Genomic DNA, 14,921 nt, shown 5'->3' on the forward strand with positions numbered 1-14,921 from the left:
ACGAACAGATGGGCCTAGCAGTCGAGTACCCCAACGGTGTCACCGGACCCGTCGCCAGTTCGGTGGTCGCAGGGTAGGAGGGCGAGACCGTGTTTTCACTTCGCGGTCTCGTCGGTGACCGAGTCGGTGCGGAGAATGCAATTCACGTGGCTCACCTCGAACGGACCCATCCGCCCCAAAAAAATCGGCGGTCCCTCGTCGGGAAGCGGCTGCTTGCAGTATTGGATATCCGACCGTCTGGCGGACGGCGGTGAACGTTGTGCGTGAACGCTTTCGACTCCGAGGCCGTGATTTCCGGTGTCGGCGAACTCGATATGCTATTTTCGGATCGGCGCGAGAGAACGCGGTGGAGCGCCACGAATGGGTCGTTTATCGCGTCGGTGACAGCGGACGAGTGATTATGGCCAAAGCGGTGTTCTTCATCGCGAGTCGATGTGACAACGTGCACGGCTAGGCCGCCTCTTTGCGTCACCAGTAGCCTGGTTTTCGCCTAAAACACACGACGGTCGATCCCTATGTTCGGTTGCGCGGCAACGGTTTCAATCGAGGAACTTAGTCCGAGTGTTATCAACGCTGGAATGCGGTCGGCAACGGCGTGACCCCCGGACTTGCGATGTGTCCGCGGCGCGCGCTGTACTGCTCAGTGCCCAAGTCGTCAGGTCGCAGCCTCGTATGTCAGGCGTCAACGCACTAGCGACGCGGCCGTTCGGGCGTCGACGACGACCGAAGAAACCAATCCTGATTTCAAAACAGCCTGCACGGCATCGGCCTTCGCGTCACCAGCGGCGATTGCGATGACATCGTCGATATTGCGTAGGGATTCCTCCGATACACCGATACGGCGGTCGTCCAAGCCGTCGATCCGTGTGCCGTCCGCGTCGATCAGCAGTGCGCATGATTCTGCAACTACGCCTTTGTCACCCCAATTCTGAGCTTCAGTCGGATGAAGCAGATCGTAGACCTGCGACAACCCGGGCTTCCACGCTCCCACGGAGACAACGGCTTTGGTTACCGATCCGTGGTGTTTCAGGGTTTCCTGGATGCCACGGCTACCTCGTAGCGCGCCGCACGTTCGGGTGTCGGAAACAACGAGCGGAGCGTAAATCGACCATGCGCGGCCGCCGCCCAACTCAGTGAGACGGCGCACGAGTTCGGCAGAGTTGGCGTCGACTGCGCCGGCCATGCCGGTGAGCTGCACGACGTCGCATGCCTCGATCGTCTCGAGGTGGCGCGTCATTCGACCGATTGTGCGACCGCAGTCGACACCGAGAACATCGGAAGCGGTTACGATCTCGCTCAGCAGATCCGCCGTCACTCGTCCGACGCCATCGCGCAGCGCGTCCTCGTCCTCGCCGGCTGTCCGCACGGCCAATGCCCGACGCAGCCCGAACGCATCCTTGACCGCGCGCGAGAGCTCGACGTCGATCGTCTCAGGTGCATGAACTTTTATCTCGACGATTCCGGACGCCACCGCTTCTTCGAGGATGCGCGCGACCTTGAACCGAGACAGGCCGAATTCCTCGGCGATCTGCACCCGAGTACGCCCCTCCAAGTAATACTTTCGAGCAATAATGCCCTGCTGGATGAGCTGCTCGGGCCCGGCTACAGGCCGTTCCTCTTTGTCGTTTCGCACGCGGACTTCCCCTTCGGACGGATGGCTCGGACTGTAGCAAATCGCTCACATGAGCGATCGTCTTGACAAATGAGCGCCACAGAGTCGATGATCCAAGTCACACATCAAGTGAGCATTGGGGTACATCATATGAGCAAGCTCGACGACGCTGCACTGCAGCGTCTCGCGCACACCGTATTGGTTCGAGAAGCGGCAGGCCTGGCCAATCTGGCGAACTCCGTCGAACCGAGCGTCGTCCGTGTCGCTCATGCCGTAGTCGAGGCCACCGGCAAGGTAATCACCACTGGTTCTGGCACCTCAGGAATCATGGCAGAACGGTTGGCCCATCTGCTCTCGGTCTGCGGCGCCCCTGCGCTGTATCTGCCTGCCATGGACGCACTGCACGGCGGGATGGGAGCGATCGGCACCGATGACCTCGTCCTTGCCATCTCGAAGTCCGGTCGCTCGACCGAACTGACGCAGCTAGTCACTCGGCTCGTTGGCCGCGGCGTCCACGTCGTCGCGATCACCGAAGTGGCCGATTCGCCCTTTGGTGCGGCAGCAACCGAGGCCGCAGTGCTGCCCGCCACCGAACCCGACGCCGACCCCGGAAACATGATCGCGCTCGCGAGCACACTGGCTGTGGGCGCTTGGGGCGACGCCGTCAGCGTAGTGACCATGGCCTTGACCGGACACACTATGCACGACGTGGTGCACCTTCACCCCGCAGGCGGTGTCGGTACCCGCGAGGACGTACTGGACAGTGACAACACCCCGGTGGTCGGATCATGAGCCATTGTGTCGTCATCGGAATCGACTCCTCCACCCAGTCCTGCAAAGCCGAAGTGCGCGACGCGCTCACCGGAGAACTCCTGGGTTCTGGATTCGCCCCGCACACTCCTGCCTTTCCCCCGTGCAGCGAGCAGGACCCGCGGTCGTGGTGGGACGCCCTGGTCAGTGCCGTCCGCACTGCAATCGGACGCTCCGGTGATGTTCAGGTCGCCGCTATTTCGGTGGCCGCACAGTGCCACGGATTGGTATTGCTGGGCGAGGACGACGAACCACTCCGCCCGGCGAAACTGTGGAACGACACCACCGGTGCCGATCAGCTGAGCAAGCTGATCGACACCATCGGAGGCTCCGAATGGGTCCGTCGCGTCGGAACGCTTCCTACAGCCGCGTTCACCATCGCCAAACTCGCCTGGGTCGCCGACCACGAACCCGCCCTGTTGGACAGCGCACGCAGGATCCTGCTCCCCCATGACTACCTGACTTACCGCCTGAGCGGGCGCGCGGTCACAGACCGCTCCGACGCTTCGGGAACAGGATATTTCGACGCAACCACCTCCACCTGGCTCCCGGAATACCTCGACGCAGCCGCCGGCGCGCGTGACTGGCTGCCAATGCTGCCCACCGTTCTCACCGGTGCAGAACCTGCGGGGCACCTGGCCGAGACGGCAGCTGCCGAGCTCGGAATCACCGGGACGGTGCTCGTTGCTGCAGGTGCAGGGGACCAACATGCTGCATATCTCGGTCTCGGGCTCGGCGACGGTGATCAGTACATCGGCCTCGGCACCTCCGGGGTCGTCGCGACATCCAGCCGCACGCCTGTTTTCGACGAAAGCGGAACCGTCGACGGTGTTGCCGACACCACCGGTGGATACCTTCCTCTTGTCTCGACGCTCAACGCAGCGCGCGTCGGGGATACCGCGGCGCGGATCCTCGGCACCGACCACGCGGGGGTCGCCGACCTGGCCCTGGCGGCAGGACCGACGATCGGGCCGATCCTTGTCCCCTTCCTCGACGGCGAACGCACACCCAACAGGCCACATGCACGTGGATTGCTGTCGAATATCACCTCGGCGACCACCCGTGAAGAGATCGCCCGTGCGTTCCTCGAAGGCCCGTTGCTGTCGTTGCTGAGCGGGCGCGACGCTCTGCGTTCATTCGGGGTGCGTTGCGAAGGGCCGCTGACGGTTGTCGGTGGAGGAACTCGCTCACACGCCAATCTTCAGCTATTGGCCGACCTGGCAGACGAAGTCGTCGTCGTTCCCGACACCGATGAAGCCACCGCACGCGGAGCTTGCGTACAAGCCGCTGCTGTCGCTGCCGATGCCGACGTCGACGGAATGATCGAGATCGCGCAACGGTGGGCTCCGCCAGCACGCATGACCATCCATCCTCGCGACAGCACCCGCGATCTCCCGGGTCTGCGCGCTCAGTGGGCTCGAGCAGCCGACGTCGAAGCCCTGGACAGGCGGGCTACCCGATGAAGCTCTCCCTTGCACCGTGGTATGCCGGCCATGAAACTTACCTCGCGGGCAGCGTCTACACCGCGGCCCCGGGCTTCCGCGCCGAGACGGCTAGGACTCTCGTCGACGCAGGCATCGCCGTCCACGCCGACGTCATGGCACCGCACGAAGGACTACCGTCCGGTGTGACTGTCGAGGAGCTGGCCGAGCTGGCCGCAATCGTCCCCCGCGAGCTTCTCGGCATCCACCTGATCGGTACAGCTGAAGGAGTCGAGCCTCTGCTGCCACTGGTTCCCGATTGCGCAGATCTCTATGTGCCGTACGGAATTCACGTGGACCGCCCTACAACCCGAATTTGGGCGGCACTGTGGGACGAGTTCGGCGCAAACATCCCCGCCGCCGACGAGTTCGATGGCTACGACGGGCTGCTGATCATGCTCCTCGAACCCGGTACTTCGGGTGCAGCAGACCCATCCCGGCTCGCCCTGTCCCGCGTCCTCGCGCCCCATATCGCGGTCGCAGTAGACGGCGGCGTCACACCTGAGCTGATCCCGCAATGCCTGGATGCAGGGGTGAGCACTGTAGTCGTCGGACGCGCCCTACTCACCGAAGCTTCATCGACCGAAATCTCTCTGTCGGAAGGACAATCATGACCACCGCCCAGCCCACACCTCCCGCATCATCGATGCGTGCGAGCGTGATGACCGGCGTTCGGACGCTGACAATAGAAGAGCGTCCCGTTCCCACCCCGGCCCCGTACGAAGTCCTCATCGAGGTAGCCGCTGTCGGTGTGTGTGGCTCCGACGTGCATTACTACCGCGAAGGCCGCATCGGCGACTTCGTCGTCAACGATCCGATGGTCCTAGGCCACGAACTGTCCGGCCGCATCTCCGCCGTCGGCGAGGGTGTCGACGAGAGCCGCATCGGCCAGCGCGTCGCAGTGGAGCCGCAGCACCCGTGCCGGCGATGCGAGCAGTGTATGGCCGGTCGCTACAACCTTTGCCCGCACATGAAGTTCTACGCGACGCCGCCGATCGACGGAGCGTTCTGCCGCTACGTCACCATCGACGCCGATTTCGCGCATCCGGTCCCCGATTCGCTGTCTGACGAGGCCGCAGCGCTGCTCGAGCCGCTTTCGGTCGCCGTCACGACGATGCGCAAGGCAGGCATCGTGCCCGGATCGTCCATCCTCATTGCCGGCGCCGGTCCGATCGGCATCATCACCGCGCAGGCAGCCCGTGCATTCGGCGCATCGCGCATCGTGGTGTCCGACTTGGTCGAATCCCGTCGTGAGCGGGCACTGACCTTCGGTGCCACCGAGGTCATCGACCCGATGACGCAGGACGTCGCAGCTCTCGACCCGCCGGTCGACGCGTTCGTCGACGCCAGTGGCGCCGTCCCCGCCATCCAGAGCGGCATCCGCGCCGTCGGCCCCGCCGGTCGCGTCGTGCTCGTCGGCATGGGTGCCGATAACTACGCCCTACCGGTCAGTCATATCCAGAATCTGGAGATCACCGTCACCGGGGTCTTCCGATACACCGATACCTGGCCCGCTGCAATACATCTCGCGTCCTCAGGGCTAGTCGATCTCGATCGCCTCGTCACGGGACGCTACGACCTCGAGCACGTCGCCGACGCGCTCGAAAGTGACACCGACCCTGCCAGCCTCAAGTCGATAGTGGTGCCTGCATGAGTAACAATCCTTTTGATCTGACCGGACGTACTGCAATCGTCACCGGCGGCAACCAAGGCCTCGGGCGCGCGTTCGCGTTCGGTCTCGCCGCGGCCGGCGCCAAGGTCGCCATCGCCGGGCGAAGCGCTGAACGCAACGCCAAGGTGGTCACCGAAGCGGCGGCCGAAGGCTTCGAGTTCGCAGAGATCACTGCAGACATCACCAAGCACGCCGACATCGAGCGCATGACCGCCGAGGCCATCGACAAGCTCGGCCACATCGACATCCTCGTCAACAACGCGGGTACCTGCTACCACAACGAATCCTGGGACGTCACCGAGAGCGAATGGGACAACGTTTTCGACCTCAACGTCAAAGCACTGTGGGAGTGCAGCATCTCCGTCGGCGCTCATATGCGAGAGCGCGGCACCGGCTCGGTCGTGAACATCGGATCGATGTCCGGTCTCATCGTCAATCGTCCCCAGATGCAGCCTGCGTACAACGCATCCAAGGCCGCCGTACATCACCTGACCAAGTCCCTGGCCGCCGAATGGGGTCCTCTTGGAATTCGTGTCAACGCAGTCGCTCCCGGCTACTGCAAGACCGAAATGGCTCCGGTCGATCGTCCCGATCTCAAGCGTTACTGGATCGACGACGCACCGATGCAGCGTTACGCCATGCCCGAAGAGATCGCACCGAGCGTCGTCTTCCTGGCCAGTGACGCAGCAAGTTTCATCACCGGATCTGTTCTGGTTGCAGATGGAGGCTACACAGCATGGTAGGCACCGAAGTATCGACGGTTCGTCGCATCCTCGTCGAAGGCATCGACGAGGTCAGCGTGGAAAGCGTCTCCACCCCTGATGCGGGAGCGGGTGAAGTCCGCGTGCGCAGCACCGTCGTCGGCATCTGTGGTTCCGACATCCACGCGGCCCATGGACGACATCCGTTCATCGACTTGCCGTTCCGCCCCGGCCACGAGGTCGTCGGTGTCGTCGACGCCACCGGAGACGGTGCCGACGCATCTCTGCTCGGCAAGCGCGTGGTCGTCGAGCCGAACCTCGCATGCGGTCAATGCACACAGTGTCGGGCCGGCCGCTACAACATCTGCGCCGAACTGGCCGTCTTCGGTTGCCAGACCCCCGGTGGCCTCACCGATGCGTTCACCATCGCCGAGGACCGCGTGATTCCCCTCGCCGACGAGCTCGACGATCGCCACGCAGCTCTCATCGAGCCGCTCGCGACGCCCGTCCACGCCGTTCGCCGCGCGGCAGGCCTGGTCGGTGGGCTGGACGCCAAGCGCGTCGTCGTGTTCGGCGCCGGCCCGATCGGACTGTTCGTCCTTCTGGCCGCACGTCGCGCCGGTGCCATCGTGGTCGTCGCCGATCTGCTCGATTCCAAGCGTGCTCGCGCCGAACGACTCGGCGCAGTCGGTAGTTTCGACCCGACCACCTCCGACGCCGTCACGGCAGCCAAGGACGCGCTCGGGGGACCCGCTGACGTCGTCATCGACTGCGTCGCGCGTGAATCCTCTGTGGCACAGGCCGTCGACATCGTCGACAAGGGCGGAGCTGTCCTGATCGTCGGAGTCGCCGCGGGATCCACGCCGGTGCCCCTTGACCTGATCCAAGATCGCGAGATCATCCTCGCCGGATGCCTGATGTACGTCCGCTCCGACGTACAGGAAGCCATCGACATGCTCACCGAGGGTGTCGTGCCGATCGACGAGTTCGTCACCGCTGAATACCCGCTCGAACGAGCAGCCGAGGCATTCGCCGCATCTACCGACCCCGAGCACGTGAAAGTCCTGATCACCGTCGGAGACCGACCGTGACACGGCTGCTCGAATGCCAGGAGGTGACGAAGAGTTTCGGCGGAATACCTGTCCTCAAGGGCATTTCGCTCGAACTCCAGCCCGGCACCGTCACCGCCCTGGCAGGTGAGAACGGTGCAGGCAAGTCGACGCTCATGAAGATCGCGACCGGCCAGCTTCGCGCCGACACCGGCATCGTGACGATCGGCGAGCACACGCTGTCGTCCGGAGACCCTCGGGATGCCGTCCGACACGGAGTTGCGATCGTGCCGCAAGAACTCGCGTCCATCGACGACATGACGGTGTACGAGAACATGTTCGTCGGACGCGAGAAGAAGCGGGGAATTTTTCTCGATCGTCGCACGATGATCAAGGAAGCCGCCGAATCGCTTGCAGTGTTCGACGTCTCGATCTCGCCGACCGCTCGAATGGGCAGTTTGCCGGTCGGCCTCCGTCAGATCATCGAGATCGTCAAGGCGGCCAGGACCGGCGCTCAGGTCGTCATGCTCGACGAACCGACGTCAGCCATCTCCGAGCGCGAGGTCGGAGGCCTGTACAAGGTGATGCAGCAACTGCGTGATCGCGGTGTCGCCATGGTCTACACCACACACAAGATGGCCGAGATCCGCGCGATCGCGGATAGAGTCGTCGTGCTCCGGGACGGCAAGCTGATTACAGATGAGAAGCTGACCGACATCACCGACGACGAGATCGTCACCGCGATGATCGGCCGGGAACTCGAGAACCTCTTCCCCACAGTCGGTAAGGCCACGGGCGACGTCGTTCTCGAGGTCGAGAACCTCCATGTCGCCGGCGCGTCGACACCGGTGAACCTGACGGTCCGACGCGGCGAGATCGTCGGACTTGCAGGTCTGGTCGGCGCAGGCCGTACCGAGCTGCTCGAAGCGCTGTTCGGAATGCGCAGCGTCACGTCGGGAACCGTCAAGGTCGACGGCAAGGTGGTAGCCAAAGGCAAGCCGGCCGCCGCGATCACTGCAGGCATGGCCATGGTGCCCGAGGACCGCAAGGTCAACGGCGTCGTGCTGTCGATGAACGTGCTGGACAACGGATCTCTTCCCAGACTCTCGTCGTTCAGCATTGCCGGATGGCTGCGCAACAAGTCACGTTCCACGGCCGTGTCCGGAGCGATGGAGTCCGTGCGACTACGGAGTCGCGGGATGAGCCAGAGTGTCGGAACGCTGTCGGGTGGAAACCAGCAGAAAGTCGTCCTCGCTCGTTGGTTGACCGGGACCGTCAACGTGCTGCTACTCGACGAGCCCACGCGCGGCGTCGACGTCGGAGCCCGCTCCGAGATCTATCGCATCATCACCGAATTCGCCAGCCGCGGAATGGCTGTCGTCATGGCCTCGTCGGACATGCCGGAGATCGTAGGTCTCTCGCACCGTGCGTTCGTCATGCGCGAGGGAGCCTTCGTCGGCGAACTCGATCGGGACGCGCTAGATCACCCAAAAGTTCAGGACTCGGTGTTCCGCATGGCCACTGCCTTGGACACACGAAGTGAAACCCTTGCGGCCGACCAGCGGCCGTCACTCGAGGAGGCACAACAGTGACAACACCCGTCGCTGACACGGACGACAAGACGTCCGTGTCGGCCACCACCGGCGAGCCGGTGCGCCGGTTCTCCGGTGCATGGGCCGGAGCGCTGGCACTGCGCTACTCCATGGTCATCGTCATGTTGCTCGTCATCGGGTACTTCTCCTACCGCAGTGCGCGATTCGGCACCGTGGACAACCTGCAGACGATCCTCGTCGCGGCCGCTCCGTTCGCTCTGATCGCCCTCGGACAGACCCTCGTGATCCTCACCGGCGGCATCGACCTTTCGGTCGGTAGCGTCATTGCCGTCTCTGCGATGGCGTCGGCCGCTGTGGCCAAAGCGAATCCGGGCCAGATCTGGATGACCGTTCTGGTTGCGATGGCCGTCGGACTGGTCGCAGGCTCGATCAACGGATACCTGGTTTCTCGCATCAATGTTCCTCCGTTCATTGCAACACTGGGTATGCTTACTGCCGGTTCAGGTTTCGCGTATGTGATCGGCGGCGGTGCACCGATCAACGGCCTCCCGGCCGAATTCGGTCAGATCGCCAACACCAAGGTCTTCGGCCTCCAGATCCCCGTTCTCGTGATGATCATCGGCATCATCGTCCTAGCGGTGGTCATGAAGCGAACCGCCTACGGTATGCGCGTCTACGCCGTCGGCGGTAACCGCACCGCAGCCGAGATCGCCGGCATCAATGCCAAGAACGTGCTCTTCAGCGTTTATGCATTGTCCGGAGTTCTCGCGGGACTGTCAGGGGTCATGCTGGCCTCCCGCGTGATCTCGGGACCTCCCAACCTCGGACAGGGCTACGAGCTCGATGCCATCGCAGCGGTAGTCATCGGTGGAGCGAGTCTCATGGGCGGACGCGGCACGATCTGGGGAACCGCTCTGGGCCTGTTCATGATTCAGACCCTCAACAACGGTCTGGATCTGTTGGTCGTCCCCGCCTACTGGCAGGACGTCATCAAGGGCGTTCTCATCGTGGCAGCCGTGTCGGTCGATGTCTGGTCGTCCAAACGAAGAATCTGATCCACCCGCTTTTCATCCCCCTTCCATCGATCCGGAGAAGACAATGAAGTTTGCTTCCAAGGTGCTGACCGTAGCGGCCACAGGCCTGCTCGCCGTCGGCGTCACCGCCTGCGGCGCAGGCGATACCAGCGCACAGGACGGCATGACGCGTATAGGCGTCACTGTGTACGACATGAGCTCGTTCATCACGGCAGGCAAGGAGGGAATGGAAACGTACGCTGCAGCCAACAACATCGAACTGTTGTGGAACTCAGCAGGAAACGATGTTTCGGTCCAGGCCAGCCAGGTCGATTCACTCATCAACCAGGGTGTCGACGCGATCATCGTCGTTCCCGTCCAGGCTGATTCCCTGGCCCCGCAGGTTCAGGCCGCAAAGGACAAGGACATTCCTGTCATTGCGGTCAACGCCGAACTCGAAACTGATCAGATCTCCGGCAACGTACAGCCCGATGACGTGGCAGCGGGCGCGCAGGAGATGCAGATGATGGCCGACAAGCTTGGAGGCCGCGGCAACATCGTGATTCTTCAAGGTCCTCTCGGCGGTTCCGGCGAGATCAACCGCGGTGCCGGTATTGATCAGGTCCTCGCCAAATACCCTGACATAAAGGTCCTCGCCAAGGACACAGCGAACTGGAAACGTGACGAAGCGGTCAACAAGACCAAGAACTGGCTCTCCAGCTTCGGTGACCAGATCGACGGAGTCGTCTCCCAGAATGACGACATGGGTCTCGGTGCCCTGCAGGCCCTCAAGGAAGCTGGCCGAACCGACGTACCCATCGTCGGAATCGACGGCATCGAAGACGGTCTGAACGCCGTCAAGAGCGGCGAGTTCATCGGTACCTCCCTACAGAACGGAACTGTCGAACTCTCCGCCGGACTCGCGGTGGCGAACAAAATCGCCAACGGCGAAGACACCGACACCGAACCCGTCTACACGATGCCGGCCATCACAGCCGACAACGTCGACGTCGCTATCGAACATGTTGTCACCGAACGGCAAGCCTTCCTCGACCAACTCGTGGACCTGACCAACCAGAACCTCGAAACAGGAGATATCGCCAACGAGGGAATACCCGGCCAGTAGGGGTCCCACCACCGCTTCGAGGCGGGACGGAGCTCACGGCCCGTCCCGCCTCGAATTCCACAGCTCAACCCACCGGAGACGCCTTCACCCGCTCGTCCACCCGCGACGCATCTATTCTCACGACCATTTCCACACATATCGAATCCAGTCTTGGATATCTCACAAGACCACCGTCGTGATTCAAGACAGGAAGAAACTCGACTTCGCCGTTCGGTAGCTGCCGCATGAAGGCGGCTTGAATCACCCAAGGTTGTGTGCCGCCTCCAGTTAGGGCTGAACCTCGGTTCCGAAGGCAGTGTCGTAGCGAGTTTCGTACGCGATGGGGGCACGTGCCCGATACTCGAGTGGAGACGTGTAGCATCATTCCCTCGCGAAAAGTCGTTGCCGCTTTCAAGATCGCGACGTCCTCGCGAAGCTGCTTGTTCTCGGCTTTCAGACTCTCGATCTCGTCGGCCTCGGTCGAGGTGATTCCGGTCCGGTCGCCGGCATCGATCTGCGCCTGCACCGCCCAACGCCGCACCGTCTACTGACCGACACCGACCTGCTCGGCGATTGTCTCCGCACCAGTCGTCGACCGATACTCCGGGCCGTGGGTCTCCAACAACTGCAAAGCCCGCGCGCAGACCTCCAGATCGATCTTCTTAGGCATGTGCTCATCCTTCCTGACCCAGAAGGAAGCGGCATCAAACCTGGAGTGATTCAGCTAGGGTCTGTTCAGAATTTCGCGCGAAGCCTTTCTTGCGTCAATCGGCGGTGGCAGCTCAATAAAGACACTGAACCATGGATCAAGAGCCGGAGCGACAACCCCCACACTATTCGAGCCAGCGACGAGGCTGGACACTTTCTCGACTCTGTCGAGCTGTAGTCCGAAACTGGATAGAAGTCCCAGGGCTAGCATGAGGTATTCGTTACCGATTCACACGATGGACGCACGAGTTGATCGTCGGATCCGTAGTGCAACACCGCAGCGGATGGAAGGACGACGTCCACGGTGTCTCCGATCTGGTGTGACCACGTGTTGACGGCCGCCGACGCTTGCAATCGAACTCCGTCGAGGTCGACGACCCAATCGCTTCGCTCGCCGCCGTACAGAATGTCCACGATCGTTGCGCTCTGTAGACGCAGTTCAGAAGGGTTCGCGGAGCCCTTATTCGGATGCCGCAAAGAAACATCAGAATTACGCATGAACAAAGTGTATTTGTCGTCCGGCATCAATCCAGGTTCGTGGTTGAACGCGACGGCCGTTGCGCCAGCGGTCCACCGGCCGGAACGCAGCTGCGCACTCAGCCTGTTCGTGATTCCCAAAAAGTCAGCCACATAAACGCTACTGGGCCAGGAAAAGACAGCCTCTGGGGTGTCAATTTGCTCGATTCTCCCGAGCTTCATCACTGCCACTCGCGTTCCTAGTTGCAGCGCCTCTGTTTGGTCGTGAGTGACGTAGAGGGCCGTGAAATTGAGGCGCCTATGGATCTCGCGAATCTCTTCCCGAAGTTGTGCACGCAGTCGGTAGTCGAGATTGCTGAGCGGCTCATCGAACAGCATCAAACGCGGTTCCGCCACGACCGCTCGCGCCAGGGCGATTCGTTGTTGTTGTCCGCCGCTGAGAGAGGAAGGCAACCTGTCAGCAAGTCCCTCGCATTCCACCATTCCGAGCGCCTTCATCACCCTACTTTTTCGCTCGCTACTTTTTACCTTCCGAGCGGACAGCGGATAGGCAACATTACGTGCAATGCTCATATGTGGCCACAACGAGTAATTCTGGAAAACCATGCCGATGTCGCGCTTGTAGGGCGGAGTAGCAACGCTACGTTCGGCGTCGAACGCTACTTGTCCGCCGATCACGATCTCACCGCCGTTCGGCTTTTCCAGTCCCGCCAAACACCGCAACAAAGTCGTTTTTCCGCATCCACTAGGCCCGAGCAGCACTAGAAATTCGCCGTCTTCGACGTCGACACTTACGTCATCGACTGCTGCGGCTGCGCCGCGAATGTAACGTCGCGTGAGTTCTTTTATCTGCACTTGGCTCATGTCTATTCAACCTTCACTGGATACGGCTTTAGTTGTGATGTGCGCTTTTCGGTTTCGATTCAGATATTTTCCAACGCTCTTCTGCCACCGATTGCCAACGCGAGTCCAACGCCGACCGCGGTTACTGCAATCATGATGAGAGCAACCACAGCAACACCGGGCGCGGTTCCCGAAGTCCACTCATCGAACAGCAACGTACCCATGACTTGAGTTTGAGGAGAGCGGACCATGACTGACGCCGCGAACTCGTGAAAGACGAGTACGACCACCATTGCGCTGGCGACGGCAATTCCTGTGCGAGCCATCGGAACGGTGATTAGCGTTGCCGTACGGACCGCACCTGCACCGCTGACGGTCGATGCCTCTACATACTCGTTACTCGTGGAAAGCAGCGAAGAAAGTTGAGGTCTCACAGCCTGAGGAATCATGAGAGTCACATACGCCACGACGATGATCGCGGTCGTACCGTACAGCTGGAAGGGCTGCCCGCTGTAGGTGAACAGAAGCGCGAAGCCGAACAAGGCTGCCGGGATCCCCAGAGAGACACTCGACAGCATGTCGATGACCCACCGAATCGGGCCCGGCACCTTGGTGCGCTGGAGTAATGCCACCGCAGCAAGAAAACCGAGCGGAAGTACGATCAACAGGGTGATGAAGGCCGCCGTGAAGCTCGTCGTCACCGCCTTGACCGTGGTCGGATCCGAAAAGGCCCTCTCGAATGCTCGCAGAGTGAAGTTCGACGGGTCGACTTTACCCGACCAGAACGGGGACAGCGAGGTGACGATCAACGATCCGACCGGGAGCAGAACAGCAACGACAATGTAGACAGCGACCGGAACCACGGCCCACCCCGACGTTTGTTGAGAAGCGTATTTACCCTTACCCGATACACCGACGTACCTGCGTTCGTCCCGGAGACTCCACCTCTGAAAAATAACCACAGTGATGCCGGCAAGAATGAGTGGTGCACCGAGTACAGCGCCGAATCCATAGTCGATCGGGTACCGCTGCGTCGTCTCGTAAATCAGCGTCGTGACAACATCGATGTTGTTCGATGCCCCCAACAGCAGAGGTGCCGCGAACTGCCCGATTCGAGCAGAAACGTGATGCCCGCCGAATACACGATCGCAGGCCGAAGCAGTGGCAAGGTAACGGTGAAGAAGACCCTGAGCGGATTCGCGCCGCAGGTCGCTGCGGCCATCTCGAATTCCGAACCACGTTGTTGCAGGCTTGCATTGACGAACAAATAGACGAATGACGTGAGACTGAACCCAGTGACGAACACAATTCCGGTCATCGAGTAGACGTCGAGGGGGCCGGAGGTACCCGACCCTACTCCGAACTCCCTGAGCCATTGATTGATCAAACCGACCTTGGGCGAGAACAGATACACGTAGCCACTGATGCTGGCAACCGCAGGAATCATCAGCGGGATGATCGGCAGCATGGAAATCCAGCCGCGGATGCGGCTCGGTGATCTGTACACCGACCAAGCCAACCCGACACCACATACAGTGGCGACTGCCACCGATCCAAGGGCGATGATGAAGGTATTTGCAAAGACCTGACCTATGCCCGGGGTTGCGAAGACACGGTGGAAAGCGGACCCCCCATCCGAGAGTCCTGCTAGCTGAAGCCGTACCAGTGGCCATGCGATCAGGATGACGAACAATATCGCCAATAGACCCCAGCGAAGTTGCGGGGACGTCGATCGCAACCAATTCCGCCGGCGATGAGCTTGACCGTCTTCAAGCGCTTCCTGGTCCGACGGTCGATTTCGTCGGAGTCCTTCGCTGATGGCCGATCGGCCATATTTCGTCTGCGACATTGTCAACTTCCATTCTCTGGTTGCCTGGCACTGCACGGACAACCAGGC

14 protein-coding genes are annotated in these 14,921 nt (G+C 61.6%); 9 read left to right on the forward strand and 5 right to left on the reverse strand.

Going from position 1 to position 14,921, the window contains the following annotated elements; translation table 11 throughout:
* Nucleotides 1-682 precede the first annotated feature (682 nt).
* Nucleotides 683-1,633: a sugar-binding transcriptional regulator gene (locus tag CHB96_RS22080; protein WP_089250312.1), complete on the reverse strand. Its 951-nt coding sequence runs from the start codon at nt 1,631-1,633 to the stop codon at nt 683-685.
* 129 nt (nt 1,634-1,762) lie between these two features.
* Between CHB96_RS22080 and CHB96_RS22085 the strand changes: the two genes are divergently transcribed.
* Genes CHB96_RS22085 through CHB96_RS22125 form a run of 9 tightly spaced genes read left to right on the forward strand, consistent with a single transcriptional unit; the run spans nt 1,763 to nt 11,017 of the window.
* A complete protein-coding gene (locus CHB96_RS22085) occupies nt 1,763-2,404 on the forward strand; it encodes an SIS domain-containing protein (RefSeq protein WP_245866018.1) in 642 nt (213 codons plus the stop codon).
* On the forward strand, nt 2,401-3,885 hold the full coding sequence (locus CHB96_RS22090) for a xylulokinase (RefSeq protein ID WP_089250314.1): 1,485 nt from the start codon (nt 2,401-2,403) through the stop codon (nt 3,883-3,885). Before CHB96_RS22085 ends, CHB96_RS22090 begins: the two co-directional genes overlap by 4 nt.
* Nucleotides 3,882-4,517, forward strand: coding sequence for a beta/alpha barrel domain-containing protein (locus CHB96_RS22095; RefSeq protein WP_089250316.1), 636 nt, complete (start codon nt 3,882-3,884; stop codon nt 4,515-4,517). The genes CHB96_RS22090 and CHB96_RS22095 overlap by 4 nt, the downstream gene beginning before the upstream one ends.
* Nucleotides 4,514-5,557, forward strand: a complete 1,044-nt coding sequence (locus CHB96_RS22100; RefSeq protein ID WP_089250318.1) for an NAD(P)-dependent alcohol dehydrogenase — start codon at nt 4,514-4,516, stop codon at nt 5,555-5,557. The genes CHB96_RS22095 and CHB96_RS22100 overlap by 4 nt, the downstream gene beginning before the upstream one ends.
* The gene (locus CHB96_RS22105) at nt 5,554-6,318 is read left to right on the forward strand and encodes an SDR family NAD(P)-dependent oxidoreductase (RefSeq protein WP_089250320.1); all 765 of its coding nucleotides are present in this window, start codon (nt 5,554-5,556) and stop codon (nt 6,316-6,318) included. The genes CHB96_RS22100 and CHB96_RS22105 overlap by 4 nt, the downstream gene beginning before the upstream one ends.
* On the forward strand, nt 6,312-7,367 hold the full coding sequence (locus tag CHB96_RS22110; protein WP_089250322.1) for a zinc-dependent alcohol dehydrogenase: 1,056 nt from the start codon (nt 6,312-6,314) through the stop codon (nt 7,365-7,367). Before CHB96_RS22105 ends, CHB96_RS22110 begins: the two co-directional genes overlap by 7 nt.
* Nucleotides 7,364-8,917 carry a sugar ABC transporter ATP-binding protein gene (locus CHB96_RS22115; protein WP_089250324.1) on the forward strand — a complete coding sequence of 518 codons (1,554 nt, stop codon included), beginning with the start codon at nt 7,364-7,366 and terminating at the stop codon, nt 8,915-8,917. Before CHB96_RS22110 ends, CHB96_RS22115 begins: the two co-directional genes overlap by 4 nt.
* Nucleotides 8,914-9,933 carry an ABC transporter permease gene (locus tag CHB96_RS22120; protein WP_089250326.1) on the forward strand — a complete coding sequence of 340 codons (1,020 nt, stop codon included), beginning with the start codon at nt 8,914-8,916 and terminating at the stop codon, nt 9,931-9,933. The genes CHB96_RS22115 and CHB96_RS22120 overlap by 4 nt, the downstream gene beginning before the upstream one ends.
* Before the next feature lie 43 nt (nt 9,934-9,976).
* A complete protein-coding gene (locus CHB96_RS22125) occupies nt 9,977-11,017 on the forward strand; it encodes a substrate-binding domain-containing protein (protein ID WP_089250328.1) in 1,041 nt (346 codons plus the stop codon).
* A 523-nt stretch (nt 11,018-11,540) separates the two neighbouring features.
* Here the strand turns inward: CHB96_RS22125 and CHB96_RS30310 are convergent.
* From CHB96_RS30310 to CHB96_RS22145, 4 genes are all read right to left on the reverse strand, one after another.
* Nucleotides 11,541-11,666, reverse strand: coding sequence for a hypothetical protein (locus CHB96_RS30310; RefSeq protein ID WP_281254445.1), 126 nt, complete (start codon nt 11,664-11,666; stop codon nt 11,541-11,543).
* 242 nt (nt 11,667-11,908) lie between these two features.
* Nucleotides 11,909-13,045 carry an ABC transporter ATP-binding protein gene (locus tag CHB96_RS22135; RefSeq protein WP_089250332.1) on the reverse strand — a complete coding sequence of 379 codons (1,137 nt, stop codon included), beginning with the start codon at nt 13,043-13,045 and terminating at the stop codon, nt 11,909-11,911.
* 59 nt (nt 13,046-13,104) lie between these two features.
* Nucleotides 13,105-13,887 carry an ABC transporter permease gene (locus CHB96_RS29790; protein ID WP_176444433.1) on the reverse strand — a complete coding sequence of 261 codons (783 nt, stop codon included), beginning with the start codon at nt 13,885-13,887 and terminating at the stop codon, nt 13,105-13,107.
* Between the two features lie 182 nt (nt 13,888-14,069).
* A complete protein-coding gene (locus CHB96_RS22145; RefSeq protein ID WP_089250506.1) occupies nt 14,070-14,873 on the reverse strand; it encodes an ABC transporter permease in 804 nt (267 codons plus the stop codon).
* Between the last annotated feature and the right edge of the window lie 48 nt (nt 14,874-14,921).

The organism is Rhodococcoides kyotonense (assembly GCF_900188125.1).
GTDB classification, from domain to species: domain Bacteria; phylum Actinomycetota; class Actinomycetes; order Mycobacteriales; family Mycobacteriaceae; genus Rhodococcoides; species Rhodococcoides kyotonense.